The sequence below is a fragment of the Streptomyces sp. NRRL B-1140 genome, from assembly GCF_001280065.1.
Lineage (GTDB): Bacteria > Actinomycetota > Actinomycetes > Streptomycetales > Streptomycetaceae > Streptomyces.
The window spans coordinates 1-23,318 of sequence record NZ_LGEA01000069.1 but is presented as its reverse complement, the minus strand read 5'-3'; the positions used below and the strand labels follow the sequence as shown (position 1 = coordinate 23,318).

The window sequence follows — 23,318 nt, the reverse complement described above, 5'->3', positions numbered from 1 at the left end:
GAAGGAGAGCTTGGCATGGTCACGGGTATGGAATCCCCAGTGCTCGGTTCGGATGACTACGCTTCGATCCGTGACGCCGGGCAGGCTCTGGCCGATCGATACGGCATGGTGACGCTCAACGCCATGCTGGAGCGCTGGACGTCCTTCATCGAGGACGTCGAGGACGGGTTCGACGCGGACAGCGCCTTCGACTACCCACATGACCTGCGGTGCCGGGACTGGCTCGCCGAGGCATGGCCCATGCTGACCGAACCCGTACGCGCGCTTCGCGATGCGGAGCTGAGAGCTCTGGACGCCCGCTACCTCGATGCGACCGTGCCCCTTCGAGGAGCCGGCGCCGACCGGGCGCAACCCGGAGGCGGGCGATGGTGGCGCCACCGGCGGCCGCGGCTCGTCGACGGCGGGGAGCCGGGGCTGCCGCCCGGATGGTGAGACGGCCGGTGACGTGCAGGGGTGGCGAAACGCCCGCGCTCAGTCGGGCCCGCTCCAGTCGAAGGGGAAGTACTTGCTCGACTTTCCCGAGCGTTCCCACGAGAAGCCGAAGGCATCCGCGCGGTCCGCGGTGGCCCTGCCCCACGTGGCGACCTGGCCCGGCCCCACCTCGGCGCCCGGGGCGTTGTGGACCTGGACGCGAGCGCCTCCCGGTGTCGTCGGGCCGGTGAGCGCTTCGGCGGTGGCCGTGACCCGGCCGGGAATCTCGGCTCTCCAGGTGGCGAGGTCCTCGTCGATCTCCACGCGGATCGGCACGACGTCCATGCCGCGCATCTCGGGCCTGAGCATCTCCCCGAACCGTGCCGGCCAGCCTCCTGCCTCACCGCCGAAAACGGTCCCGAGCGCGGCGCGCTGCCGGTCGTCGGCGCGTTCGTCGAGGAAGACCGCGGCGTACGCGTCGCTGTGCTCGCCGGCCCAGACGTTGCCCACGAAGACGCCCAGCATCAGGACGTTGAGATCGTCGAGGCGGACGTCGCCGTAGTTGCCCTCGCGAATGTGCCAGACCAGCACGCCTTCGCAGTCACCGTAGGTCGGGGGCTGTGCGAACGTGCAGGGGCACGGTATGGAGCACTTGCACACGTCGAACCAGTCGCCCACCAGATGCCAGCTGGTCCCGTTGCCGACCTGTTCCGTCATCTCGCATCCCTCCCGTCGAGCCCGAGGGAGCCCCATCGGAGTGCCGAGACCGCACGGCCGAGCCCGCACGCGGATCGTGAGGCGGCGGCCTCTTCTCCAGCTTGCCGCAGATGCTCACATGTCGCTCATCGACGGCGCGGACCGCTCCAGCCCCGGCAGCAGCCAGTCCTGGAACGGCGCCAGCACCGCGAGAACGAGGAAGACCACACCCACCACTCCTGCGAGCAGCGGCCCCCGCGACCACAGCTTCTCCAGGAAGATCACCACCGCCAGCCCGGCCATCGCCGCCACGTTCATCACCCCGAGCGGTATGAGGACGACCATCAGACCCGCGCAGCAGCCGACGCAGTAGCCGCCGTGGTGGAGGCCCACCCGAAGATCGCGGGCCGGCTGCCGGAACCCGGCGTAGCGCACCAGCTGGCCCATCGGGTCGCGACAGTGCCGCAGACAGACGTTCTTGAGAGGGCCCAGCTGGTAGAGGCCCGCCAGGAGGAAGGCCACCGCTCCGATCCAGCGGCCCGCCGCCGGATGGTCGCCCACCAGATCGCCGGTGAAGTCCAGAGCGACGTAGGCGAGCAGCCCGAAGGCGGTCCACACCAGCAGATACCCGCTCACGAATTCCAGGATGCGCCCCGCCCGGCTCCATCCGGACGACCGGCGTCCGAGCCCCCGTACCCAGGTGACGGCCACCGGCGCCATGGACGGCAGCATCATGGCCGCCGTCATCGCCACCCAGAGCAGGAGGAACAGTGGCAGCGCCAAACCCATCGTGCCGGGCTCGACGCCCATGTCCCGGGCCTGCCCGACGGTCAGTACCCAGGCGGGAACCGTGATGAGGACGACCACCGACCAGGCGAGCGCGAGCTGTCGGGCCGGCAGCAACCCCCCGCCCGACCCGGTGGGTGCGGGCGACCGCGCGGAGACGAGGACGGAAGTCCGGAAACGCCGCATCGCTGCACTCCCTGCGTACTACTTCAGGACAACACGCCCTCCGCCACACCGCGACGTCAGGACGTCCGGTGAAGCGCTGGTGCCGGCGCAGCCGATCGACCGCCCCCGACCGACTGTGCCGGCGCGGCTTCACCCGCGCGACGGACGGCAGGCCCGGACCGCGTGGGGCGATCCGGCCGTCCCCGGGGGGCGTAGGGCCCCCGCAGGTGTCCTCCGAGTGGCCATCGCGGACGGAACCGAGGGACGCTGTAAGCGAGGGGGCCGGTTCCTGTGCCCCGGCTCGCCACGGCCGTCGCGAGGGCCGTCGGCGGGCAGTGTGCGGCGGATGGGAGAGGACCCATGAAGGTCGGAGTGCTGACCGGCGGCGGTGACTGCCCCGGCCTCAACGCCGTGATCCGCAGCGTCGTCCGCAAGGGCGTGCAGGAGTATTCGTTCGACTTCGTCGGGGTGCGTGACGGCTGGCTCGGTCTGCTCAAGAACGATGTCGTCCCCCTGGACATCGCCGGCGTTCGCGGGATCCTCCCCCGCGGCGGGACCATCCTCGGATCCTCCCGCACGAACCCCTTCAAGCACGACAACGGGCTGCAGCGCGTACGGGAGACCCTCGCCGCGCACGAGGTGGACGCCCTCGTCGTCATCGGCGGCGAGGACACGCTGGGGGCGGCCACGGAACTCAGCCGGCAGGGAATCAACCTGGTCGGCGTGCCGAAGACCATCGACAACGACGTCACGGGGACCGACTACACCTTCGGATTCGACACGGCTGTCGGCATCGCGACAGAGGCTATCGACCGCCTCCACACCACCGCCGAATCACACATGCGAGCCCTCGTGGTGGAGGTGATGGGACGGCACTCCGGCTGGATCGCCCTGCACGCCGGCATCGCGGGCGGTGCCAACGTGATCCTCATCCCGGAGCGGCCCTTCGACATCGAACAGGTCTGTGAGCAGGTCAGGAGCCGGTTCCAGATCAACTACGCGCCGATCGTCGTCGTGGCCGAAGGTGCCGTCCCCAAAGAAGGGCAGATGATCCTCAAGGACCAGTCGCTGGACGAGTTCGGTCATGTCCGGCTCTCCGGAATCGGGGAATGGCTGGCCCAGGAGATCTCGGCGCGCACCCAGAAGGACGCCCGCACCACGGTGCTCGGGCACATCCAGCGCGGTGGCACTCCGAGTGCCTTCGACCGATGGCTGGCCACCCGCTTCGGGCTGCACGCGATCGAGGCCGTCAAGGAGGGGGACTTCGGCTGCATGGTCGCTCTCGAGAGCACGCGCATCGTCCGGGTGCCCTTGGCGGCCGCAACGGCGACGAACAAGGTGGTGGAGCCGTCGCTGTACGACGAGTTCGAGGTGTTCTTCGGCTGAGTCGTCATGCTCCGTGCGGTACGACCGCGACCGGACGGCGGGCATGGTGCAGCACGGCGTGTGTGACCGGGCCCAGCCGTCCCTCGGCGGCGCCCGGGTCGGTGCGGCGCCCCACGACCAGCAGGTCCGCCTTCCGGGAGGCGTTCAGAAGCGCCTCCGCGGCATGGAGCAGCATGAGATCGGTGGCCACCGCCACGCGCGGGTACTTCTCCTGCCACGGACGCAGCGCGTCGGAGAGCCTCAGCACCTCCTGGTCCTCCCAGGTGGCCCGGTCCTCTTCGGTCACCACGTAGGTGCGCGGCGACACCGACTCCGCGGGAAGGGCCCAGGCCTGCACCACGCGCAGGTTCGCCGTGCGGGCGTCGGCGGCCGCGAACGCGAAGCCGGCCGCTTCACCGGCCGGCCGGTGGGCGTCGAAGCCCAGCACGATCAGGCCGGTGCCACGCGTCGCGGACGTTCCCTCGGCGAAGGAACTGGCAGGGGGAGGGACGAGCACGACGGGGCAGGGGGCCGCTGCGGCCATCCGCAGGGCGACCGAGCCGACCGCCAGATCCCGGAAACCGCCTGTTCCGCGCGTGCCCACGACGAGGAGCCCGGCATCGCGTGCCGTACCGAGCAGCGCCGCGGCGGGGGCCTCGTCCGCCTGCTCGCCCGTCACTTCGAGGTCCGGGTGGCGGGCGAGGAGGTCCTCGACCGTCCGCCGGACCAGCTGGGCGCCCATCCGTTGCAGGCGTTCCAGCGCAGGGCCCGGAACCGTGGTTCCGGAGAGCCGCGGGGCCACTTGCAGCAGCCGCAGCGGAACACCGCGCACAGCGGCTTCCTCCGCCGCCCAGCGGGCCGCTGCCGCCGCACACTCGGATCCGTCGATACCCGCCAGCACAGAGGGGCGCATCCCGGCCTCCTTCGTCCGGCCCGCACCCTCGAGGGCGCGTGTCTCCTCGTCTCCACTGTTCCACGCCGGGACCGCTCCGGCGCCCGGGCCGGGAAGGTCACCACCGGGGGCCCCGCCGAGTCAGCCCGCCGCCGGTGCGCGCAGCGGCTCACCGACGCTCCTGAGATGGCGCAGCGCCTCCCGGTGCGAGGCGATCAGCCCGGCCTGGTGGTAGGGGATGCCCAACTCCGCGCAGTACCGCTCGGTGATGACCTGGGCCCTGGCGAGTGCGGGTGTCGGCATGCTGGGGAAGAGGTGGTGCTCGATCTGGTAGTTGAGCCCGCCCATGAAGGCGTCGACCACCGCCCCGCCCCGGACGTTGCGCGAGGTGAGAACCTGGCGGCGCAGAAAGTCCAGCCTGGTCCCCTCCTCGATCATCGGCATCCCCTTGTGGTTGGGCGCGAACACCGAACCCAGGTAGATCCCGAACAGGCCTTGGTGCACCGCGAGGAAAAGAAGCGCCTTGGCGGGGGAGAGGACGGTGAAAAGGCCGCCGAAGTACACCACGAAATGCGCAACCAGGAGCGTGCCTTCGAGTACGGGCCTTTTCATCGACGGACTTCTCAGCGCTCGAAAGCTGCTGAAGCTCAGATTCAGCCCTTCCAGAGTCAACAGCGGGAAGAACAGCGCGGCCTGATGCTTCCCGACGAAACGCGGCAGACCCCGGGCCGCACGCGCCTGCCGGCGCGACCAGACGAGAATGTCGGGCGAGACGTCCGGGTCCTTCCCTTCGTGGTTGGGGTTGGCGTGATGCCGGGTGTGCTTGTTCATCCACCACCCGTAACTCATGCCCAGCAGCAGGTCGGCGACCAGCAGTCCGCCCGCCTCGCTGGGCCGCCGACCGGTGAACACCTGTCGGTGAGCCAGGTCGTGCGCGGCCAGCCCGAGCTGACCGAAGACCACGGCCAGCGCGACGGCGACGAACACCTGGCCCCAGCTGTCCCCCAACGCGGCAAAGGCTCCCACGCACCCCGCCAGAGCCAGGGCGACCAGTCCGAAACGGACCGTGTAATACAGCGGACGCCGCCGGAGAAGACCGGCCTCGGATATGCGCCGAGACAATTCGGAGAAGTCACTTCCCCGCTTTCTCTCCGGTCGTTCTCCTCGCGTCGGCGGGACTGCCGGAAGCACCAGTGGATTGGTCATGCGACTCAGTATCCGAGCCGTTCCCCGGCGGCAGAATGGTGTCCGCCCCCTGCCTGAGGTGGAGCTAGCGCCACCATGGGTCCGGGGGAAAGACCGCAGCGCGGCCGCCGATCGCCGTCCCTTCCCGGCCTGATCCCTTCGCCGTGGCTGCGGCCGTCACTCGGTCAGGTGCCCGACCACCGAACGCATCGCCCGTTGCAGGGCCGGGATCGTCTCCTCAGGTGCGTCGAGGGTTTCGAAACCGTGATGCCCATGGGGGACGTCGACCACTTCGAGTCGCGCCGAGCACTTCTCGGCCGCGGTCACGAACGCGTCGACGGTCGCGGCGATCTCGGGCTCCTCCCGCCCGGCACGGAGGAGGACCAGAGGCAGGGAGCCCGCCTCCTCGACCGCCCGGGCAGGGTGGAAGCGGCTGCCGGACAGCCCCCAGGCGGGAAGAGGCGCCAGGACGGGATAGGAGGCGGCCAGGCAGCGCAGCCAGGCCGGGGGCCGTGTCAGCCAGTCCGTGACGAGGAGGCCGCCGCCCGAGAAGAACCACAGCGCTATCCGGTCCGCGTCCACCCGGGCATCGGCCCGCACCCGGTCCACCGCGGCGGCGACGTCCGCGGCGGCGCGTTCATAGTCCGTGACGTCGTACAGGCTGTGGTCAAGGGTCACGCCGACCACCCCCGCCGCCGCGGCCGATCGGGCGTAGCCCACCAGGGTCGGCCACTCACGCGGCCTCGGCCGCGCCCCGGCGGGCACCGGCCCTCCGTGCACCAGCACCACGGCCGGCCTCGGGCCCTCACCCTCGGGAACGTACAGATCGACACAGCCCTGCCGGTCGCGAGGCAGTTCGGGAACGTCCAGCGGGAACGGGCGCAGATGGGCGGGCACCGGCGCATCGCCCCCCACCGGCCGCAGACGGTGCCCCTCACCGGCTGCGGCCCGCAGCAGGACCTCTGCCAGTTCACCCGGGCACGACAGCATCGGCCAATGCCCGGTGGGAAGTTCGAAGAACGTGACCTGAGGTCGGGTCAGGGCCGCCAGCGCAGGGTCGCCCAAGTCGACGAGCCTTTGCACCATGCCGATACCGGGGCCGTTCCCGGTGCACAGCACGCCGGTCACGGGAACCGCGGCGACCGCTCCCGTCAGCCGCAGCGGCTGCAGCAGGGTGCCCAGCGGCTGGGGCGCCGCCAGAGCGGTCAGCCGTTCCAGAGCCGCCTCGCCGATGCCATCGGTACTGCCCCAGCGCCCCCACCCGTCACGAGCCGGTGGCGCCAGCACCCCCTCGCGCTCGCCTGCCTCCGCGCGCTCGGCCAGCTGCGCGCGCAGCGCCTGGTCCGGCACGGCGGCCAGCGCCGGAACACCGTTCTGCGGCATCCCGCTGTCCAGGTACACCACCCGTGCGATGCGCTCCGCCCGCCGGTCGGCGGCGCCGAGCACCGGGTGGATCCCGTAGTCGTGCCCCACGAGCACGATCTCCCGAGCGGACGCCACGTCCACCGCGTCGATCGCCGCGATCACGTCCTCGATGTGCGTCTCCAGACCGACGTGGGCCGGTGCGGCGGGCCGGACCGGGTCGACGCCCGTCAGCGGGACCGCGTGCGCCGCGCTGCCCGCCGCTACCAGCCGCGCGGCCGTCTCCTGCCAGACATGAGACCCGGTGAACACACCCGCCACCATGATGAACACCCGCACAAAGCCCTCCCCGGACTCGTCCAGGACGCCACGCCGATCGCGTACGCCCTCGTCCGCGGGCTACGGCGTCTGCCGGCCCGCGCCCCGGTACCGTAGGAACTCCCCCTGAGGGAGGTTCAACTGTCTATTTCACACGAGTCGTTGTGGAGCATCGGAGAGCTCGCCGAGCGTGCCGGTGCCACCGTGAAGACCGTCCGCTTCTACTCCGACCAGGAGCTGCTGCCCGAAGCCGCCCGCACCGGTGGCGGACACCGCCGCTACGGCCCGCAGGCCCTGGAACGACTGCAGCTGATCCGCTCCCTGCGCACCCTCGACCTGCCCCTGCCCGAAGTACGCCGCATCCTCGACGACGAAGAGGCAGCCGGCCGGGCACTGGAGGGCGCCCTCGACAGCCGCCTGCGCGAGCTCGGCAGTGAGCTGAAGGCACTGCGCTGGCGGGAAGCGGCCCTCCAGCTGGTGCGGGACTGCCCCCCGGCGCAGCGCGCGGACCGGCTGCGGCTGCTCGGCACGCTGAACACCCCGCCGAGCACCGCACCACTGGCCAGATTCTGGCGTACCTGGCTGCCGGCCCGGATGCCGCGCCGGGCAACGGCCGCATTCCTGGAAGCCGCCGTCCCCCAACCGCCCGACGAACCACACCCGTCCCAGGTCCTCGCCTTCGCCCGGCTGCACGCGATGACGACGGCTCCCTGCCCGGGCGGCCGGCAGCCCCAGCCGGACGTCCACCGAGCCGCAGGAGCCGACGGCGCCGTCCTGCTGTACGCGGGCCTCACCGAAGCCTTCGACCTCGCCGCCCCGCACCTGCGCCGGGCACACGACCCGAAGCCGGGCGAAGCCCTGGATGCCTACGTCGCGGCCTACGCGAGCGCCTACCGCAGCCGCGACACCCGCGCGTTCCGCCGCTCGCTGGCGACCAGGCTGTCGGCGGAGGCGCGCCTGGACCGGTACTGGGAACTCGCCGCGATCGTCCTGACCCCGCCCGGCAGCCCGCCGCAGCCGACTCCGGGCTCCTCGGACGACTGGCTGCGCGCGGCACTGCGGCTGGACAACGCCGGGGAAGGCCCCCTCAACGCACCGGGAAGCCGCAGGAGTAGCCCTGTTCCTTGAGCCAAGGGAGGATCCGGCGCAGCGCCTCGACGGTCTGCGACCGGTCACCTCCCGCGTCGTGGAAGAGGAGGGTCGGCCCGTTGGTCAGTTCGCGCTGCACGGTGGCGACGATGGCGTCCGTCCCGGGCCGCTCGAAGTCCTTGGTGTCCACGTTCCAGCCCAGCGGCCGCATCCCCCGGGACGCGGCGAGCTTGCGGCTGTACGGGGTGAACGCTCCGCCCGGTGCCCGGTAGTACATCGGCCGGACCCCTCCGGACGCCTTGGTGATCATGCGTTCGGCGTCGAGGATCTGCTGTGACTGATACGCCTGGGAATTCTTGTCCATGGTGGTGTCGTGCGACACGGAGTGGTCGCACAGCCGATGCCCGTCCGCGACGACCTTCCTCACGAGGTCAGGATGCGCCTGCGCCTGCGTCCCCACCATGCAGAACGTGGCCTTCACCCCGAACTCCCGCAGCACGTCGAGCACGTGCGGGGTCCACACGGGGTCGGGCCCGTCGTCGATGGTGATGTTGACGCCACGCGCCCCCTTCTCGGAGGCGTGCGCGATACCGGCGGCGACCGGCTCGGAGCCACCGCCGGGCGAGACGGACGCCGTCGCGTTCGGTGCCGGACTGCGGGTGGCGCCGGCCTGCGCGGTCCACACCGACGCGCCGGTGGCGAGCACCGTCACCCCGAGCGCCGCCCCGATGACCTTGCCGTACCAGCCCCGCCCACCACCGTGCCGCGCCATGTCCGCCCCGCTCCCTGGAAGTTGCTCGCCCGATCCCCGGCCACCTTGCGACCACCTGACAGGACGACGGACGGCGGCTGAGGGATCCCTCCGTTACGGATCTCGGACAATTCCGCGGGAGGCCACGGACAAACCGGCTCCCTGACCCGTCCGGGCAGCGAAGGAAGCTGATCACTCGGTCGGACTTCCGTCCTCGGCCTGCCGCCCCGCTCACCCCAGCACGACGGCCACCGCCAACGCCCCCACGAGCGAGTCGATCCGGTCCAGCAGCCCTCCCGCTCCCGCCAGCCACCGGCCCGAATCCTTCACCCCGGCGCCGCGCTTGACGAGGGACTCCACGAGGTCGCCCGCCGGTCCGCCGACGGCCACCGCGACCGCCGCCGGCCAGCTCCACGCCGAGAGCAGCGCGAGTACGGCGAGCCCCGCCGCGGCGCCGCACAGCGTTCCACTCCACGTCTTGGCGGGGGACAGGGGCGACAACCGCGGCCCGCCCAGCCGTCGGCCGGCGAAGTACGCCACCACGTCGGCGATCGACACCGCGGCGAAGAGCGCCAGAGCGAGCGCCCCCATCGGCGCCAGCACGGCCGGCACACTCAGCCAGACCAAGCCGAGCAGACCGGTGCCGAGCCGGCGCAGTCCGTCCTCGGCGTCGCCGGCCACCAGCGGTACGGCGACCACCGCGAGCGCCCCGGCAGCGCCCACCCGTCCGACCTCTTCCGGCGCCCACGCGGCGGCGGCGATCAACCCTGCCACGGCCGTGGCGAGCACTGCCCGGTCGACGCGGGGAAGCCGGGCCAGCACCCCGAACTCCAGCACCGCGACCACCGCGACCACCCCGGCGAGCAGCGCGATCCCGGTCCGCCCCCACCAGAACGCGGCTGTCACCACCGGCACACCCACGGCCCACGCACACCACCGGACCATCAGCTCCCGCCGCCGCGACGCCCCCACCGCCACACCGCTCACCAGCAGCGCGCCGCCCAGCCACGGCGCCAGCGCGGCCACCGAGGTCACCGTGCCGCCCCGGCACCCTGCACAGCGCGGCCGTCCGTGCGCACGTCACCGAGGGCAGCCCGGAAGGCGTCCACGATGCGCGCGTTCTCGCCGGTGTCGCGGACCGCGACGCGCACGGTGCGGCCCTCGTACACCGGAGACAGCGGCGACAGATCCCGCAGGTACACACCGTGGCGCCGGCACCCCGCGACCAGGGAAGCGGCGCTCGGCCCGTCCTGTGGCAGCGTCAACGTCAGGAAGTTGGCCACCGACTCCTCGACCATGACGGAGGCATCCACCGCGCCCAAATCAGCGGCCAGCCGGCCGCGCAGCTCGTGCGTGCGCCGCAGCGCGGCTGCGTAGTAGGCGGGGTCGCGCAGAGCCGCCACGGCCGCGAGCTGGGCCGGAAGCCCGACCGCCCACGGCGGCGTCCACCTGTTCAGTTCCGCCGCCGTATGCGGGTCGGCCACGAGGTAGGCGGCCCGCACGCCAGACAGCGCATACGTCTTCGACATCGAGGTGCAGACCACCACGCGCGAGTCCCCCGAGGCGAACGGGGCGAGCGACTCGGCGGGATCGACGTAGCCGAGGTACGCCTCGTCGATCCACCACCGTGTCCGGGCCGGGGCGCCGGTGATCACCTCGCGCAGCTCGGCGGCCGGTGCGTGACGACCGGTCGGGTTGTTCGGATTCACCACGACCACAAGGTCGTACGCCCCCTCGGCGACGGCCGCCGCCAACCTCACCGGATCAATGCGCCAGCCCTCGTCGCGCCGCAGCCGGAACCGGTCCACGCGGCAGCCGATCACCCGCTCCGTGACATGGGCGTACTCGCCGTATCCGGGATCCATCAGCAGGACCCGACTCGTCGGCGCCAGCCACCGGCCGAAGGCCCGGAAGATCAGATCGGAGGAGCCGGCGCCCACCGCGAGCGACTCCGGGGGCAGGCCACGGACCTCGGCGAGCTGCGCGAGCAAGCCCTCAGCACCGGTCGGCGGTGAGGTCCGGGCGACCCACCCCACGTCACCGGCGAGCGCCTCGCGCGCCCCGGGAGCCGGCGGGAACCAGGCGTCGAGCACGTCGGCCGTGACCACCTCGCGACGCCGTTCGAGAGTGCGGAAGTCCGCGCCGATCGCGGTGAACGAGGCCCCACCGTGCTCACAGCCGTCCGGCCGGGGAGCGAACGGCGCGTCCAGCCGCCAGTCCACGCAGGCCGCCAACCGGGCCACCGTCGCCGCATGCCGGCCCGCGGCACCCCGCGACAGCTCCGCCACCTCCCCGGTCAGTACCTCGAAGTCGACCGCCCCGCTGCGGACGGTGCGGCCGACGGGACGCAGACCCGCCGCCCGGTACATGCCGAGCAGGTCGGCACGGCCCATCGCCACCACTCGCCGCCCGCCCCGGGACGCGATCCAGCGCAGCGCCGCGTACATCAACAGTGCGCCCGCCGCGCCCGCCCGCGCGTCGGGATCGACGGTCAGCAGCCGCACCTCGAAGACGTCCGCCTCGTCGAGGAGCGGAAGTTCCGCCCGGCTCAGGTACTTGTCCAGCCCGTACCGGCCGGCCCAGGGCGGCGTCACGCTCACGAACCCGGCACGATCCGCACCCCGCGCCGCGACCAGGTAGACGTTGTCGCCGTCCAACCCGTCGACCAGCCGCCCCTCGGCATTGGGCACGTGCTGGCCCAACTCCTCCGCGTAGACGCGGTGCCGCAGTTCATGGATCCAGGACATGTCGCCGGCAGTGGCGGAACGCAGAACGAGGGCACGGGCCATCGGAACCTCTTCGTACGGGGACAAGGCGGTCCAGTGTGGCTACGAGCGGCCCGAGGACAGCAGGGGCGAACAGCTCGGGCGGTCTGAGTACGCGTACTCAGGCGCTTCCGCTCGCCGGGTGTCCGGGCCGCCGCGATCCCGTGCAGCGGGCCACGGGATGTGAAACTGCTGGCATGCTCATACAGTTCCTCACGGCGGCCGGTGTGCTCGCCGTGCTGACCATGGTGCCCGGGCCGGACATGGCCGTGGTGACGAAGCGGGCGGTTTCCTGCGGAGCGCAGGACGCGCTGCGGACGGTCGGCGGCATCACCGCCGGACTGCTCGTCTGGGGCGTGCTCACGGTCGTCGGCCTGGCCGCGGTCCTCGCCGCTTCCGCCGTCGCGTACACGGTGGTCAAACTGGCGGGGGCCGCCTACCTGCTCTTCCTCGGCGCCCAGGTGCTGCTCCACAGCCGACACTCTCGGGCTCAAGGCCCCGGCGGCCACCCCGACGCCCCCGCCGGCAACCCCTGGCGGACCGGCCTGGTCAGCAACGTCTTCAATCCCAAGATCGCCGTCTTCTACACCGGCCTGCTGCCGACGCTGGCCCCGTCCGGGCTTTCCCCTCACAGCGGGATGGCACTGCTGGTCCTGCTCCACGCGGCGCTGACCGCCGCATGGCTCAGCGGCTACGTGATGCTGCTGGCCAGGGCAAGCGTCTTCTTCCGGAGGCCCGCCGTGCGCCGGACCATGGACCGGTTCACCGGCGTCGTCCTGATCGGCTTCGGCGTGAAGGTCGCGACGACGCAGCCCTGACCCACCACGTCGTTCCGTTCGGGATGACCGGGCCGGGTCCACACAGCATGACTCACACCCGGCGAACCGCGTATCCCAGGTACGTGACGACCGGCCTGCCCTTCGGCTCGAGCACCATGCCGACGAGCTCCGGCAGCTGGTCGTCGGTCAGTGTGCCACGCCGGAGCCCACGTGTCGCGCGCACCAGAGCGCGCACGTCGCGCGGCTTGAACGACGAGACGTCCCGCGCGCACAACCCTGCCCGGCCCAGGGACTCGGCAAGGTCCACGGGGCGGCGCAACCGGTGAGCGGCGTAGCGGCCCCTCGGCATGATCCGTGTGCTCGGGATGGCTTGGAAGGCGCCGAGGTAGATGAGCCGGGACACGGGGGTGCGGTTCACCGTGTCGTAGACGAAGGCACCGCCGGGACGCAGGACGCGTGCCGCCTCCGTGAGGACCGCATCGGGCCGTTCGGTGATCTCGAGGGTGTCGGTGCAGTACACGAGGTCGAAAGAGTGGTCCGCCAGGTCGAGTTCCTCCGCGGACATCGTCACGTACGTGACGCCCGGCCCGCCGCCCGCGTCCCGGGCAAGAGCCGTCGCGGCGGGGGAGGGATCGACGGCCACCGCCTCGAACCCCAGCCCGGCGAGACCACGGGCAAGAAGACCGCGCCCGCTGCCGACGACGAGTGCCCGGCTACCGGCTGCCACGAGGCTCAGCTCCCCGAGCACACGCCGCAGATACTCCATCCGTACGGACTGGAAGGTCACGGCCCGGATATGGCGTCCGTCGACGGCCCCAGGCGAATCGAGTGCGATGTGCGGGGCGGTGGGCATGGCGAACTCCCTCGACGATCGACACCAGGTTCGCACAGCGCACCTCGGCCCTGACAAGTCCCCTCAAGCCCACGGGCAGCTCCTACCGCTGCCCGTCGTGCGCGTCGCTGGTCATGGCGGCGACCGCGACGGCCGCCACGTCCCGCGGGTCGACGATGGCCTGCCGAGACGCGCCGATCAGGGCGGGGATCGGCTCTCCGGCCTGGATCAGCGCGCGGAACCGCGAGATTCGGCACGGTGGTGGGCCGCGTGAGCACCCTCAACCTGCCGCCCCGCCTGCTGCGTTGGACAGCCGGGATCGATGTCGTCACCGCGTCCGGTGCGGCGGCGGTCGATGTGCCCGATCACGCCACCACACTTCTCCTGCGCACCGACAAGCACGGGCTGATCGTCATGGGACCTCGTACGCGCGCCGCCTGCCACGTGGCCGCGCCCGGCCACTCGTGCGTGCGGATCCGCCTGCGGCCGGGTCGTGGGGAAGCGGCACCCCGCGTCGATCCCACGGCGGTTGGGCCCCTTCTCGGCAGTCACGATGAGCCCCTGGCCCCTCACTGATGCGCCCTGCCCCAGGTAGCTGTTCCGGGCGAGGGTTCAGTCAACGTGGCTGGATCGCCGCCTCGGCCGCCGCCTTGATCCGGGCACCGAATGCGGGGGCGTCCTTGCGGGCCGCGGCGAGAGCCAGGCCGACGAACAGCCTGCCGAGCCCGTGCCCCTCCAGCGTGTTGTGCAGACGGACCCGCGTCCTGCCGTCGGCCAGCGGCTCCAGATCGTAGCCGCCCTCGGCCACCGCCACGCTGTTCTTGGACACCTCGGTCCATCGGATCCGCCCCGGTGCCGCGATTTCGGTGATCCGGAACTCCCTGGCTGTCTTGACCCCTGCGTCCTTTACCGTGCTGCGGAAGACCGTTCCCACCGCGGTCGGCGTGTCGGGAAAACGCTCGATCCTCAGCACACGGGGGCTGAACTGTGGGTCGTTACGCCCGTCGGCGAGGTAGTCGAACACCGCCTCGACGGGCCGGTCGATCTCGGTGGTCGCTTCGAACAGTCCTGACATGAGGGCTCCTCGGTCACTCGGTCCGCGCGGGTCGTGAAGGGCCGTCAGTGCGTTCTGCGCAACGGTATCGAGACCCTACGGGAGCGCTGGTCATCCCGCGAGGCGACAAGCACATCACCAGACGCGGTCCGGGTGGGAGCCGTTCAGCGGGGGGCGCGTACCCTCCGCCACGCGACCTGTGTCACGGCGCCTCGTCTCCTCGGCGCCGCTCCTGACGCAGCACGTGCTCCAGGTCGCCGAGCCGGTCCAGACCCTGCACCGCGCGCCGCATACGGGCATTGCCGGACAACCGGTGCCGGTGCCGGTGCAGGAAGGCCCAGTACCCGGCGGTGAAGGGGCACGCGCGCGGGCCGGTGCGCTCGGCGGGCCGGAAGGCGCAGCCGCCGCACAGGTCGCTCATGCGGTGGATGTAGGCACCCCCCGAGGTGTAAGGCTTGGTGGTCATCCGGCCGCCGTCCGCGTACTGGGACATGCCGACCACATTCGGCACCATCACCCAGTCGTAACCGTCGACGAAGCAGCGGTGGAACCAGTCCGTGACGGCTGCCGGATCCCAGCCGCGCTGCAGGGCGTGGCTGCCCAGCACCATAAGGCGGGGGATGTGGTGCGTCCATCCGGTGTCCCGGACCTGGGCGAGCACTTCTGACAGGCAGCGGGCGGTGACCGCGTCCGCGTCGAGTTCGCTGAAGTAGGCAGGCAGTTCCTCCGTGTGCCCGAGAGCGTTGCCGTGCCGGTAGCCCTCACCGAAATGCCAGTACAGCTGCCAGACGTACTCCCGCCAGCCCGCGACCTGCCGGACGAACCCCTCCGCGCTGTTCACCGGGACGGTGCCCTCCCGCCAGGCGGCCTCTGCGCGTTCCACACACTCGGCGGGGTGCAGCAGGCCCAGGTTCATCGAGGACGACAGCAGACTGTGGGCCATCACCGGGTCGCCGGCCAGCATCGCGTCCTCGTACGGCCCGAAGGCGGACAGCCGGTGCGCAACGAAGCGGCGCAGCGCAGACAGGGCCTCGCGGCGGGTGGCGGGGAAGCGGCGGCGGCCGTCCCGCCCGACGAACCACACCCCGTCCTCACGCTCCCATCGGTCGAGGTCCCGGCGCACCCCGGCGTCGATGTCGTCCTCCCGTGGCAGGTACGGTCCCGGCACGTCCAGTGCCGTGGCGCCGCGCGGCGGCGGCTCACGGTTGTCGTGGTCGTGGTTGAACCGGCCCCCGGCCGGGCTGCCGCCGTCCATCAGCAGGTCGTGCCGCGCACGCACCCAGCGGTAGAAGTTCTCCTGCAGCAGCCGCCGCCCACCGAGCTCCCCGGCCCAGCCGGCGAACTCCTCGTGCGAGACCAGGAAGCCCCGGGCAGGCAGCACCCGCACCCCCGGCAGGGAACGCACCAGCCGCAGGGCCGCGTACGAGGTGGGGTGGCACACGGTCACCGGCGCGTCGCCCACCGCCCGGCGCAGACCCTCGCGATAGGTCTCCGCCTGCACGTACGTCACACGCTCACCCAGCGACGCCGCGCGGTGCCGCATCGCCGAGAGCACCAGATGGGCCTTGGCCCGGTGAAAACGCCTGCGCCGGAAAACCGACCTTGCCTCGATCATCACCACAGGCGCCCCACGGTCGGGGCCGTGCTCACCGGCGGGAGTGAGGAAATGCGGGCCGAGCTGGTCACCGAAGAGCCAGTGCGGGGTGGGCATGGGAGCAAGCCTTCCGCCAGGGGTAGGGCACACGTACGGGTGATGAGGTTTCCCCTCCGGACCGGCGCCGGATGCGGTCGACCACTGAGCGTCCCCCGTTCGGGCGCCGGGGCGCGAGCGGCGCCGACTTGCGCTGCGGCCATCGGGTCAAGGCCGAGAGCCTTCGCCAAAGGCGTCGTATCCGCTGCCACAGGCGCCGTTGAAGTCAGTGGGAGTGGCGACCGAGGCCGGTGAGGTGGCGGCGATGGCTGCCTTGCGGGGCGCCGACCAAGGCGAACCCTCACCCGAAGTCGGCGTGAGTCGTGAAGTACCCGTAGACCAGCGCAAACTGCCGGCCGGGCGGATCGAGGAACTCCTGGAGACCTACCCTCTTTCCAAAACCCTGACCTCGATGCCGTCCTTTCGCCATGCTCCGCGACGGAACCTTCCATGAACCCCAACCGGCTGCGGCCAGGTGAGGAGTCCAGACCGCTCGATCAGTCCTCCGGCCGAAGCCGCTGACGAGCGGCCTCCAGCCGCTGGTCATAGTCAGGCGCGAACAGCCCAGGAAGCGTCTTGTCTAGCGTTCCGGCGATTCCATGGATCGGTGCCCAGCCCGCCGGATCGTCGCCAACTCGGCTGAGTTCCGTCATCTCGAGCTTCTCCAGCCAGTGCGACAGCACCAGTGCCTCGTCGCTCGTGAGCTTGATCGTCACCTGGCTGTCAGCCATGCACACCCCTACGGCTCGGTCCGCCCTCGACCACACGAACCTACTGGGTTTCGACCTCGACCAAACACATAGGGGCGCCCCCCCCGCTCACGACCACCGACTACCGCGCCGCCGGAGCGAGGACGTCAAGATCATGACGCGTCGCGTGCGCGGGAGCGCCGATCGGCACGGCGCCGAAGGTAGAGCGGCAGCCCGTACCAGCACAGGCCGAACCACAGCATGACGCCGGTGACCAGCACTTCGGCGAGAACTCCGGGAACGACGAAACGGAGTATCAGCAGGAGCGTGCATCCGATGGTCAGGGCGAGGAGGACCATGCCGCACATCATCAGGCGGCCCGCGATTTCCACCACGTCGTCCTTCATGCGCTGACCGGACAGGAAGCGGTGGATGGAGACCGGCGCTATGAGCGATCCGGTGGCCGACGCCCCGAACACCACGGTGGCGACGTAGAGGCCGCGGTCCAAAGCCTCCAACTCCCTGAAGAGCGGCGTGAAGGCCACGCTGAGCAGAAAGCCGAACAGAATCTGCACGCCGGTCTGGGTGACCCGTGTCTCCTGCAGGATCTCGTTCCAGCGTCTGTTGACCCGCTCATGCGGTGTCTCGGGCGTTTCCCTGTCCGGCTTCGCTTGCCGGCTGTCGTGCCGCGCGCAGCAATCGGTGTTCCGGCCTTCCGGGCCGACGGACTGCTCCGTCATGGTCATCGCGTCCTCCCCATTTCAGAGACACCGTTTGCCCCGCCTGTGGGGGTTCCATGCAGGCGCGGAGGGGGAGGAGCGGCGCTCGCGGTGGCGAGAGGGCACGGGGCATGTCGGATCCGGCCACAACGGTGAGGGATGAACGGCAGTCGGCGTCTGACCGTCTTGTCGGTGCTCACGTGTACAGATCGAGGCCTGTTGCACGCGAGCGCACCTCCTACGGCCTGGCAACCTGGCAGGACAAGACCACCGGGCGTTCCGACGCCCTGATCAGCCGACGGGAGCGGACGCGTCTCGCGCTGGTCGAACTGAAGCCAACCGCGAACGGCACCGTCACCTACCACAAGGTCCGCACCCTCGACCTGCCCTCCTCCTTCCGCCTCCCGAACGGCGCCACCTGGTCCCCCTGCGCGGAGCCCGGCGAGCTCCCGCAGGTCGAGGGCATGGTGGTGGACCCCGCCACCGGCACGCTCTACGCCGGCCAGGAGGACATCGGCACCTGGCGGATGCGCGCCGACCTCACCGCCAAGCCGGTCCTGCTGGACAAGGTCCGCCAGTACGGCGTCCCCGCTGTCTACGACGAGGCGACCGAGGAGTGCACGGCCGGCGCAGACCCCGGCTACGGTGGCGCCCGGCTGTCAGCGGACGTCGAGGGCCTGACGCTCTTCCAGGAGCCGGACGGCGACGGCTACCTCTTCGCCTCCAGCCAGGGCGACAACACCTTCGCCCTCTACGACCGCGAAGTCGGCGAGGACAACGAGTACGAGGGCGGCTTCCGTGTCGGCGCGGCCTCACCGACCCTCGACGGGGCGGAGGAGTGCGACGGCGCCACCGTCCTCAACGCACCAATGGGCAGCCGTTTCCCGAACGGCCTGCTGGTCGTCCAGGACGGTCACGAGACCCCCGAGTTCCCGCCCGGCCAGGCAGGCGCACATGCCGCGACCGGCTTCAAGTTCGTTGACCTCGGCGACGTGGCGGACGCCGCCGACCTCTAGCCGACCGAACTCACCCGGCCTGACGTAACGGGTCCGGGCCGAGCAGGCCGGACCCTCGGGATGTGCCGCGCTCTCAGCGGCGCGGGGACGACCGCGCCCAGCGAGTGCCCTGCCTCACCGCAGGAGGAAGTCGACCATCTGGTAGGGGACGAGGAAGAGCCCGGCGGCGAAGAACGGCAGACCGAGGACGAGAGGTCCCGATGCCTGCAGGGCAACGTGCCAGCCGGGAAGCGCCGGTCTGGCACGGCTCGGACATCGGGGATCGAAGACGATCTCGATCCGTGAGGGGTCGCCTCGGTAGTGCCTGGGGGACAGGTACGGCTTGATCTCGTGCTTGCGGCCTTCCACATCGGCGTAGCTGAAGGCGCGCTTGTTCCCGTAGCCGTGGGAGTGCGTGGCCATGACGGAGATGCCCCGCCGGTTCAGGACAAGCCAGTCGTACACCCAAGTCAGCCCCGGCGTGAGGATGAGCGCACCAAAGGCGAGGGGCAGGACTCCAAGGCCCCACAGCGTCGCCCGGACCGGATCGTCCGCGACCAGGAAGAGGGTCAGACCACCGAGATAAACGAGGAGCACGCACACGACGACCGGCAGGGCTCGCCTGTGCCCGGCCGGAGGTCCGGGCTTCGCCCCCGGAACCGGCCCGACCAACTCGACGAGTCCGTTCCCGTCCCGCGGTGAACTCCCCGGTTCCCGCCGCGGCAGCACTCCGTTGACGACCTCCGCGAAATGGACTGCCGACTTCGCATTGCCGCCGTCCAGCCGGTATACCGTAGCGGTGGTACCAGGGCTTGCGGTGAGGACGACTTCGACGGACCCCGCCGACGTTACGGCGCCCCGGACCTCCTGGATCGCCGCGAGCGGTATGCGCCGCCGCAGACCGTCCTGCGTCAGCTGGACCGCCCCACCGTCGAGCCAAACGCTCCCGTCCCGCCCGCGCACGGCAACGGACGGTACGGAACTCCCGGCATCCTGGCCCACGTTCACCCCCGGTCAGCACTCATGGCGCACTGTACCTGGGGCCCTCCACCACGGTCCTGCTCGTCCCGAATGCCTGGTGACGGCGACCCGCTGTTCACACGATGTTGAAGCCTCTGTCGGCGTCGTATATGTCGACCTCGACAATGACCACGGCGGATGGGGTCACAAGGTAGGCCACCATGAGGCCGTCGGCCCAGGTCGAGCGGGTCGCGTCATCGTCTCTGCAGGCGAGGTGAGTGTGTGGGCCTTGTGGATCGCCGGCGATCCGGTCGACGACGTGCAGCAGCTTCTTCCGATCGTCGGCTGGGAGGTAGTCGCGGAATCGCCCTGCCTGCTCGGTGAAATGAACACATCGCTTCATCGTGGGGGAGTCTAGGGCGGTCAGCTCGCTGCCGGAGCTGCGGATCGGAGATGTGGGGTCCTGGATTGGCTCGGGTCTTGCGTACGGGGACGGTCGGCCGTTCTTCAGGTACGTCGTGACGCAGAATGGCTTCACCGAGTCGATCGCGCAGCGGGACCAGTCCAACTCGCTGCGGGAGCCGAGCTCGTCCAGGACCAGGCGGTGGAGCTTGGCCCAAGCCCTGGCTTTCTTCCACTCGGAACAGCGCCGATGAGCCGTCACCCCCGACGGCCCGAATGACACCGACGGCAACCTCTGCCACATACAGCCGGATCGCCACACAACCGCACGCGACCAATTGGCCCGTCCGCAGACGGATCTGACCGTGGAGGTGGCCAAACTCGGTCGCCGAGCCAAATGTGCACGGCACGGGAGCCTGCTCTGTGGCCAGCTCGTAGTAGCCCATCGGACCCGCTCCCAAGCCACCCGCATTCGAGCGCGCGGCCGGTCCACTTGAGATGACCTCTTGGAGGAGTCCGTGCTCGAGGGCAGGGCCCCGGCGGGTGTCGGGCCTGCGCAGGGGAGAAGGGGCGGCACCTACCGCCGTCAGGACTCGGCGGCGGACACCTGGCAAGCCAACTCGGTGGCCAGGCGACGCATGACCGTGCGGTTGGCGTGCCGCATCGTGGCCCGTACGACGGGGGCCAGCAGTCGGTCGGCGAGCGGGGCGCGTACCCACGTGTACGTGAACGAGACGCGGGCCCCGCCGGTGGGCAGCGGCTCGATGGCGTACGTGCCGCGGCCCTGCCGCCGGCCGGCCGCGCTGACGTTGCGCTCGACGATGCGCCGAGGGGCCTCGGCCTCGACGACATCGATGGTGACGTCGGTCTTCGTGCCGCCCAGCGCGGCGGTGACCGTGGCGCACGATCCGATGCCCCTGGCGGGGCCGGTGTAGCGCCAGTTGGTCAGGTAGTGGTCGGTGAACCGCTCGTGGTTCGCCATGACGTCGAGGAAACCGTAGACCTGCTCGGGAGTCTGAGACACGTCGATCGACACGGTGACAGGCTTCATATACCACACGGTACATGCGGCATGTACCGATTGGTACAGTCGCGACGTGGTGACCATGGACGACTCGCAACCCGAGGGCGAGGCCGAGCAAGGCGCGCACGGGGCTCGGCGCGCACAACTGGTGGACGCGGCTGTCGATCACGTCGCGGCCCACGGCATCGCAAACCTGAGCCTGCGCAGGCTGGGTGCTGCGATCGGTGTCAGTCATCGCATGCTGATCCACTACTTCGGCTCCAAGGAACAGTTGCTCGTCGAGATCGTCCGGACCTCGGAGCGGCGCCAGCGCGAGGTGCTGTCCCGGCTCCGCCTGGAGCCCGGTCTCTCGCCCGCCGATGTCTCGCGGCTGCTGTGGCGGCAGCTCACGGACCCTCGGCTGGCCGGTCAGGAGCGGCTCTTCTTCGAGATCTGCGGGCACGCGCTGCGCGGCCGCCCCGAGGCCGTCCCGGTCCTCGAAGGGCTGGTGACGGACTGGCTGGAGCCGCTCGTGGCCGCCGAGGTCGGGGCGGGGGCGGACCCTGCCCTGGCCCGGAACCGGGCCAGGCTGGGACTCGCCACCGTCCGCGGCCTGCTGCTGGACCTGCTCGCCACGGGTGACCGCGCCGGCGTCGACGCGGCGATGGAGGAGTTCCTCCGGTTGTACTACGGCTCGGGGTGACGAGTCACCGATCAGGCGTACCGGCGGCTGGGCCAGACGTTGTACCACCGTCCTGACGACGGTCCCGGAGCTACACATACGCCTCGACCTGCCTGGCCGACTTTCGGAGACACGTACGAATTGTCTGGAGGAGGACCATCCCGCGAGGTCCTGCGGGTGCGGACCTCTCCCGCCTCGGTGCCGACGTCCGCGTCGGCATCGGCTCGACCATCACTGTCGCCGCCGCCTCCGCGCAGATCAACGCCCCCGGCGGCGTGCTCGCCACGCCCCCGCCCACCACGCTGCAACGCCTGCTGGGCGGCCGCCGGCGGCACGGCCGTCTGGACGCCGCCGCCCCTCCAGCGCGGGCGTCCGACCGGCCTCACGCTGAAGGGCTGCTCCAGGGGGCGGCGAGTGGTAGGACGCGGTGTGCTGCTGGTGGTGCGGTTGAGTTACGGTGCCGTATATGCGGACCGAGGACCCGATCATCCAGCCCCTGCTGCGGATTCGGGATGTGGCGGCGCGTGGGGCCCTGTACGGGCTGGCCGCCGTGCCCTTGCTCGGGGTGGCCTCCCTGTTCGTCGGCGACCACAACGACCGCAGGACGTTCCTCGGTGTGGTCGGATTGCTGGCCGCCTTCCTCGTCGGGGTGGGGATCCTTCTTGGCCTCTTCTTCTGGTGGGCCTGCCGGCCAGACATCCGCCGCTGCCGCGATTGGCACACCGTCACCGGCCAGGGCGGACCCATCACGGTCGCAGCCCCGGTCCTGCTACGGGTCGGCGTCTCGGCACTCGTGCTGCTCCCCGGAGCCTTCGGCCTGCACTTCCTCGTAGAGGGCGCCGAGTACGGCAGCTGGCTGTACGGCCGTTGAGTCACACGCGACCGGGCGCGGGCGCTTCGGAGACGTGGCCATGAAGGGGACGTTGGTGGGGGAGAGACCGGTGCTGGCAGCCGTGAGTTAGGAGGGTTGCAGGACGCCGCTCCATGCCATCGCGATCCCCGTCAGCCCAGCACCGCAGAGTCGTCTGTCGCGGGCTGGATCCACCTGACAACCACAGCTATCAGGCCTGGTTACACAGGAAACAGCCTTCCCAATACGGGAGTCCGCTGAGGACACGGTGACGCGTACACGACGCCATAGCCACGTCCGGTCCCGGGAAGTGTTGGTAGGGGCTGCTGCTGGTCGGCGGGGTGAAGTATTCCACCATGATCCTGAATTGATCCAGGTGGTCATGCACGCGGGTCGGGTGGTAGCCCAACTCGCCCCAGCGATGCCCGCTCGCTGCGAGAGCCGTGGCGCGTAGTACGAAGTCCTTGGAGCGAGCGCGCTCGGACTCGTTGGAGCCCCAGTCGATTTCCTCCAGGTGGAAGCCGACCGCACCACGGCCCATCACGTTCTGGTCCTGCAAGATCAGTAGCGCCGCAAAGCGAAAGTCCCAGGCTTGGGATGCAAGATCGGACGCAGCGAGCATCAGCACCTCGACAAACGCCTGGGTACCGCCGTTGGACAGATCCAGCTCTCGGTCTCCACCAGAGAAGATGTTCGCCACTTGATCACCGTACCGTCGGGCTAAGCCCCTCCTTCGATGGCCTCGAATGGGAAGCACTCGTGTGCAGCAGCTGGTACGGCGGCGGTCCGGAAGCCGGTTAGGGGTGTCGTGGAGTGTCCCGGTGCCGTGGGGCGGGGTTTGTCCCCCCTGCGGTGCCGGCGCTTTCCTCTGCCGTGTC

At 70.7% G+C, this 23,318-nt stretch carries 23 protein-coding genes and 2 pseudogenes; 7 read left to right on the top strand and 18 right to left on the bottom strand.

Features of this window, described 5'->3' with window-relative positions; all coding sequences use genetic code 11:
* The first annotated feature begins 27 nt into the window (after positions 1 to 27).
* A complete protein-coding gene (locus ADK65_RS08595; protein WP_159038748.1) occupies positions 28 to 432 on the top strand; it encodes a hypothetical protein in 405 nt (134 codons plus the stop codon).
* A gap of 39 nt (positions 433 to 471) precedes the next feature.
* Here ADK65_RS08595 and ADK65_RS08590 read toward each other — a convergent pair whose 3' ends face one another.
* Positions 472 to 1,128, bottom strand: a complete 657-nt coding sequence (locus ADK65_RS08590; RefSeq protein WP_053669331.1) for a DUF1326 domain-containing protein — start codon at positions 1,126 to 1,128, stop codon at positions 472 to 474.
* Between the two features lie 114 nt (positions 1,129 to 1,242).
* Positions 1,243 to 2,079 carry a DUF2182 domain-containing protein gene (locus ADK65_RS08585; RefSeq protein ID WP_053669328.1) on the bottom strand — a complete coding sequence of 279 codons (837 nt, stop codon included), beginning with the start codon at positions 2,077 to 2,079 and terminating at the stop codon, positions 1,243 to 1,245.
* 339 nt (positions 2,080 to 2,418) lie between these two features.
* On the opposite strand from ADK65_RS08585, the gene ADK65_RS08580 reads away from it, so the two are divergent.
* A complete protein-coding gene (locus ADK65_RS08580; RefSeq protein WP_053669326.1) occupies positions 2,419 to 3,444 on the top strand; it encodes a 6-phosphofructokinase in 1,026 nt (341 codons plus the stop codon).
* Positions 3,445 to 3,448: 4 nt separating this feature from the next.
* Here the strand turns inward: ADK65_RS08580 and ADK65_RS08575 are convergent, their stop codons facing one another.
* The 3 genes from ADK65_RS08575 to ADK65_RS08565 all read right to left on the bottom strand — a co-directional run bounded on the left by ADK65_RS08575 (position 3,449) and on the right by ADK65_RS08565 (position 7,201).
* Positions 3,449 to 4,336, bottom strand: a complete 888-nt coding sequence (locus ADK65_RS08575; protein WP_053669324.1) for a universal stress protein — start codon at positions 4,334 to 4,336, stop codon at positions 3,449 to 3,451.
* A 120-nt stretch (positions 4,337 to 4,456) separates the two neighbouring features.
* Positions 4,457 to 5,521 (bottom strand): fatty acid desaturase family protein, encoded by a 1,065-nt coding sequence (locus ADK65_RS08570; protein ID WP_053669323.1) that lies wholly within the window; start codon positions 5,519 to 5,521, stop codon positions 4,457 to 4,459.
* Between the two features lie 156 nt (positions 5,522 to 5,677).
* A complete protein-coding gene (locus ADK65_RS08565; protein WP_053669321.1) occupies positions 5,678 to 7,201 on the bottom strand; it encodes an alpha/beta fold hydrolase in 1,524 nt (507 codons plus the stop codon).
* 120 nt (positions 7,202 to 7,321) lie between these two features.
* Between ADK65_RS08565 and ADK65_RS08560 the strand changes: the two genes are divergently transcribed.
* The gene (locus tag ADK65_RS08560) at positions 7,322 to 8,308 is read left to right on the top strand and encodes a MerR family transcriptional regulator (protein ID WP_107092240.1); all 987 of its coding nucleotides are present in this window, start codon (positions 7,322 to 7,324) and stop codon (positions 8,306 to 8,308) included.
* Here ADK65_RS08560 and ADK65_RS08555 read toward each other — a convergent pair.
* The 3 genes from ADK65_RS08555 to ADK65_RS08545 form a co-directional block, all read right to left on the bottom strand.
* The gene (locus tag ADK65_RS08555) at positions 8,268 to 9,041 is read right to left on the bottom strand and encodes a polysaccharide deacetylase family protein (protein WP_053669317.1); all 774 of its coding nucleotides are present in this window, start codon (positions 9,039 to 9,041) and stop codon (positions 8,268 to 8,270) included. The two genes, ADK65_RS08560 and ADK65_RS08555, sit on opposite strands and share 41 nt — an antisense overlap.
* A 210-nt stretch (positions 9,042 to 9,251) precedes the next feature.
* Positions 9,252 to 10,055 carry a phosphatidate cytidylyltransferase gene (locus tag ADK65_RS08550; RefSeq protein ID WP_199825592.1) on the bottom strand — a complete coding sequence of 268 codons (804 nt, stop codon included), beginning with the start codon at positions 10,053 to 10,055 and terminating at the stop codon, positions 9,252 to 9,254.
* The gene (locus tag ADK65_RS08545; protein WP_053669315.1) at positions 10,052 to 11,809 is read right to left on the bottom strand and encodes a histidinol-phosphate aminotransferase family protein; all 1,758 of its coding nucleotides are present in this window, start codon (positions 11,807 to 11,809) and stop codon (positions 10,052 to 10,054) included. Before ADK65_RS08545 ends, ADK65_RS08550 begins: the two co-directional genes overlap by 4 nt.
* Before the next feature lie 173 nt (positions 11,810 to 11,982).
* On the opposite strand from ADK65_RS08545, the gene ADK65_RS08540 reads away from it, so the two are divergent.
* A complete protein-coding gene (locus ADK65_RS08540) occupies positions 11,983 to 12,603 on the top strand; it encodes a LysE family translocator (protein WP_053669313.1) in 621 nt (206 codons plus the stop codon).
* 52 nt (positions 12,604 to 12,655) lie between these two features.
* Here ADK65_RS08540 and ADK65_RS08535 read toward each other — a convergent pair whose 3' ends face one another.
* The 5 genes from ADK65_RS08535 to ADK65_RS08515 all read right to left on the bottom strand — a co-directional run bounded on the left by ADK65_RS08535 (position 12,656) and on the right by ADK65_RS08515 (position 17,575).
* Positions 12,656 to 13,417 carry a class I SAM-dependent methyltransferase gene (locus ADK65_RS08535; RefSeq protein WP_053669311.1) on the bottom strand — a complete coding sequence of 254 codons (762 nt, stop codon included), beginning with the start codon at positions 13,415 to 13,417 and terminating at the stop codon, positions 12,656 to 12,658.
* Between the two features lie 595 nt (positions 13,418 to 14,012).
* A complete protein-coding gene (locus tag ADK65_RS08530) occupies positions 14,013 to 14,471 on the bottom strand; it encodes an SRPBCC family protein (RefSeq protein WP_053669309.1) in 459 nt (152 codons plus the stop codon).
* A gap of 181 nt (positions 14,472 to 14,652) precedes the next feature.
* Complete coding sequence (locus tag ADK65_RS08525; RefSeq protein WP_053669307.1) at positions 14,653 to 16,161, bottom strand: cryptochrome/photolyase family protein; 1,509 nt, start codon at positions 16,159 to 16,161, stop codon at positions 14,653 to 14,655.
* Positions 16,162 to 16,637: 476 nt separating this feature from the next.
* Positions 16,638 to 16,871, bottom strand: coding sequence for a hypothetical protein (locus ADK65_RS08520; RefSeq protein WP_053669480.1), 234 nt, complete (start codon positions 16,869 to 16,871; stop codon positions 16,638 to 16,640).
* 131 nt (positions 16,872 to 17,002) lie between these two features.
* Positions 17,003 to 17,575 carry a DUF6328 family protein gene (locus tag ADK65_RS08515; RefSeq protein WP_053669306.1) on the bottom strand — a complete coding sequence of 191 codons (573 nt, stop codon included), beginning with the start codon at positions 17,573 to 17,575 and terminating at the stop codon, positions 17,003 to 17,005.
* A 203-nt stretch (positions 17,576 to 17,778) separates the two neighbouring features.
* On the opposite strand from ADK65_RS08515, the pseudogene ADK65_RS08510 reads away from it, so the two are divergent.
* Positions 17,779 to 18,564, top strand: a pseudogene (locus ADK65_RS08510) (phytase); the annotation flags it as partial.
* A 114-nt stretch (positions 18,565 to 18,678) separates the two neighbouring features.
* On the opposite strand, the gene ADK65_RS38460 reads toward ADK65_RS08510, so the two are convergent.
* The 4 genes and pseudogenes from ADK65_RS38460 to ADK65_RS08490 all read right to left on the bottom strand — a co-directional run bounded on the left by ADK65_RS38460 (position 18,679) and on the right by ADK65_RS08490 (position 20,956).
* On the bottom strand, positions 18,679 to 19,140 hold the full coding sequence (locus ADK65_RS38460) for a hypothetical protein (RefSeq protein WP_159038747.1): 462 nt from the start codon (positions 19,138 to 19,140) through the stop codon (positions 18,679 to 18,681).
* Positions 19,141 to 19,639: 499 nt separating this feature from the next.
* Complete coding sequence (locus tag ADK65_RS08500; protein ID WP_053669301.1) at positions 19,640 to 19,906, bottom strand: hypothetical protein; 267 nt, start codon at positions 19,904 to 19,906, stop codon at positions 19,640 to 19,642.
* Between the two features lie 87 nt (positions 19,907 to 19,993).
* Positions 19,994 to 20,218, bottom strand: a pseudogene (locus ADK65_RS38770) (IS5/IS1182 family transposase); the annotation flags it as partial.
* 273 nt (positions 20,219 to 20,491) lie between these two features.
* Positions 20,492 to 20,956: an SRPBCC family protein gene (locus tag ADK65_RS08490; protein WP_053669297.1), complete on the bottom strand. Its 465-nt coding sequence runs from the start codon at positions 20,954 to 20,956 to the stop codon at positions 20,492 to 20,494.
* 55 nt (positions 20,957 to 21,011) lie between these two features.
* Between ADK65_RS08490 and ADK65_RS08485 the strand changes: the two genes are divergently transcribed.
* On the top strand, positions 21,012 to 21,611 hold the full coding sequence (locus ADK65_RS08485) for a TetR/AcrR family transcriptional regulator (protein WP_053669294.1): 600 nt from the start codon (positions 21,012 to 21,014) through the stop codon (positions 21,609 to 21,611).
* Positions 21,612 to 22,056: 445 nt separating this feature from the next.
* Positions 22,057 to 22,461, top strand: coding sequence for a DUF6336 family protein (locus ADK65_RS37960; RefSeq protein WP_053669479.1), 405 nt, complete (start codon positions 22,057 to 22,059; stop codon positions 22,459 to 22,461).
* Positions 22,462 to 22,651: 190 nt separating this feature from the next.
* Here the strand turns inward: ADK65_RS37960 and ADK65_RS08475 are convergent, their stop codons facing one another.
* A complete protein-coding gene (locus ADK65_RS08475; protein WP_053669292.1) occupies positions 22,652 to 23,140 on the bottom strand; it encodes a hypothetical protein in 489 nt (162 codons plus the stop codon).
* Between the last annotated feature and the right edge of the window lie 178 nt (positions 23,141 to 23,318).

What these genes read in the sequence shown, in the direction of transcription:
- ADK65_RS08595 (WP_159038748.1), top strand. Translation starts at nt 28, where the DNA reads ATGGAATCCCCAGTGCTCGGTTCGGATGACTACGCTTCGATCCGTGAC.
- ADK65_RS08590 (WP_053669331.1), bottom strand. Translation starts at nt 1,128, where the DNA reads ATGACGGAACAGGTCGGCAACGGGACCAGCTGGCATCTGGTGGGCGAC.
- ADK65_RS08585 (WP_053669328.1), bottom strand. Translation starts at nt 2,079, where the DNA reads ATGCGGCGTTTCCGGACTTCCGTCCTCGTCTCCGCGCGGTCGCCCGCA.
- ADK65_RS08580 (WP_053669326.1), top strand. Translation starts at nt 2,419, where the DNA reads ATGAAGGTCGGAGTGCTGACCGGCGGCGGTGACTGCCCCGGCCTCAAC.
- ADK65_RS08575 (WP_053669324.1), bottom strand. Translation starts at nt 4,336, where the DNA reads ATGCGCCCCTCTGTGCTGGCGGGTATCGACGGATCCGAGTGTGCGGCG.
- ADK65_RS08570 (WP_053669323.1), bottom strand. Translation starts at nt 5,521, where the DNA reads ATGACCAATCCACTGGTGCTTCCGGCAGTCCCGCCGACGCGAGGAGAA.
- ADK65_RS08555 (WP_053669317.1), bottom strand. Translation starts at nt 9,041, where the DNA reads ATGGCGCGGCACGGTGGTGGGCGGGGCTGGTACGGCAAGGTCATCGGG.
- ADK65_RS08545 (WP_053669315.1), bottom strand. Translation starts at nt 11,809, where the DNA reads ATGGCCCGTGCCCTCGTTCTGCGTTCCGCCACTGCCGGCGACATGTCC.
- ADK65_RS08540 (WP_053669313.1), top strand. Translation starts at nt 11,983, where the DNA reads ATGCTCATACAGTTCCTCACGGCGGCCGGTGTGCTCGCCGTGCTGACC.
- ADK65_RS08535 (WP_053669311.1), bottom strand. Translation starts at nt 13,417, where the DNA reads ATGCCCACCGCCCCGCACATCGCACTCGATTCGCCTGGGGCCGTCGAC.
- ADK65_RS08530 (WP_053669309.1), bottom strand. Translation starts at nt 14,471, where the DNA reads ATGTCAGGACTGTTCGAAGCGACCACCGAGATCGACCGGCCCGTCGAG.
- ADK65_RS08525 (WP_053669307.1), bottom strand. Translation starts at nt 16,161, where the DNA reads ATGCCCACCCCGCACTGGCTCTTCGGTGACCAGCTCGGCCCGCATTTC.
- ADK65_RS08520 (WP_053669480.1), bottom strand. Translation starts at nt 16,871, where the DNA reads ATGGCTGACAGCCAGGTGACGATCAAGCTCACGAGCGACGAGGCACTG.
- ADK65_RS08515 (WP_053669306.1), bottom strand. Translation starts at nt 17,575, where the DNA reads ATGACCATGACGGAGCAGTCCGTCGGCCCGGAAGGCCGGAACACCGAT.
- ADK65_RS08500 (WP_053669301.1), bottom strand. Translation starts at nt 19,906, where the DNA reads ATGAAGCGATGTGTTCATTTCACCGAGCAGGCAGGGCGATTCCGCGAC.
- ADK65_RS08490 (WP_053669297.1), bottom strand. Translation starts at nt 20,956, where the DNA reads ATGAAGCCTGTCACCGTGTCGATCGACGTGTCTCAGACTCCCGAGCAG.
- ADK65_RS08485 (WP_053669294.1), top strand. Translation starts at nt 21,012, where the DNA reads ATGGACGACTCGCAACCCGAGGGCGAGGCCGAGCAAGGCGCGCACGGG.
- ADK65_RS37960 (WP_053669479.1), top strand. Translation starts at nt 22,057, where the DNA reads ATGCGGACCGAGGACCCGATCATCCAGCCCCTGCTGCGGATTCGGGAT.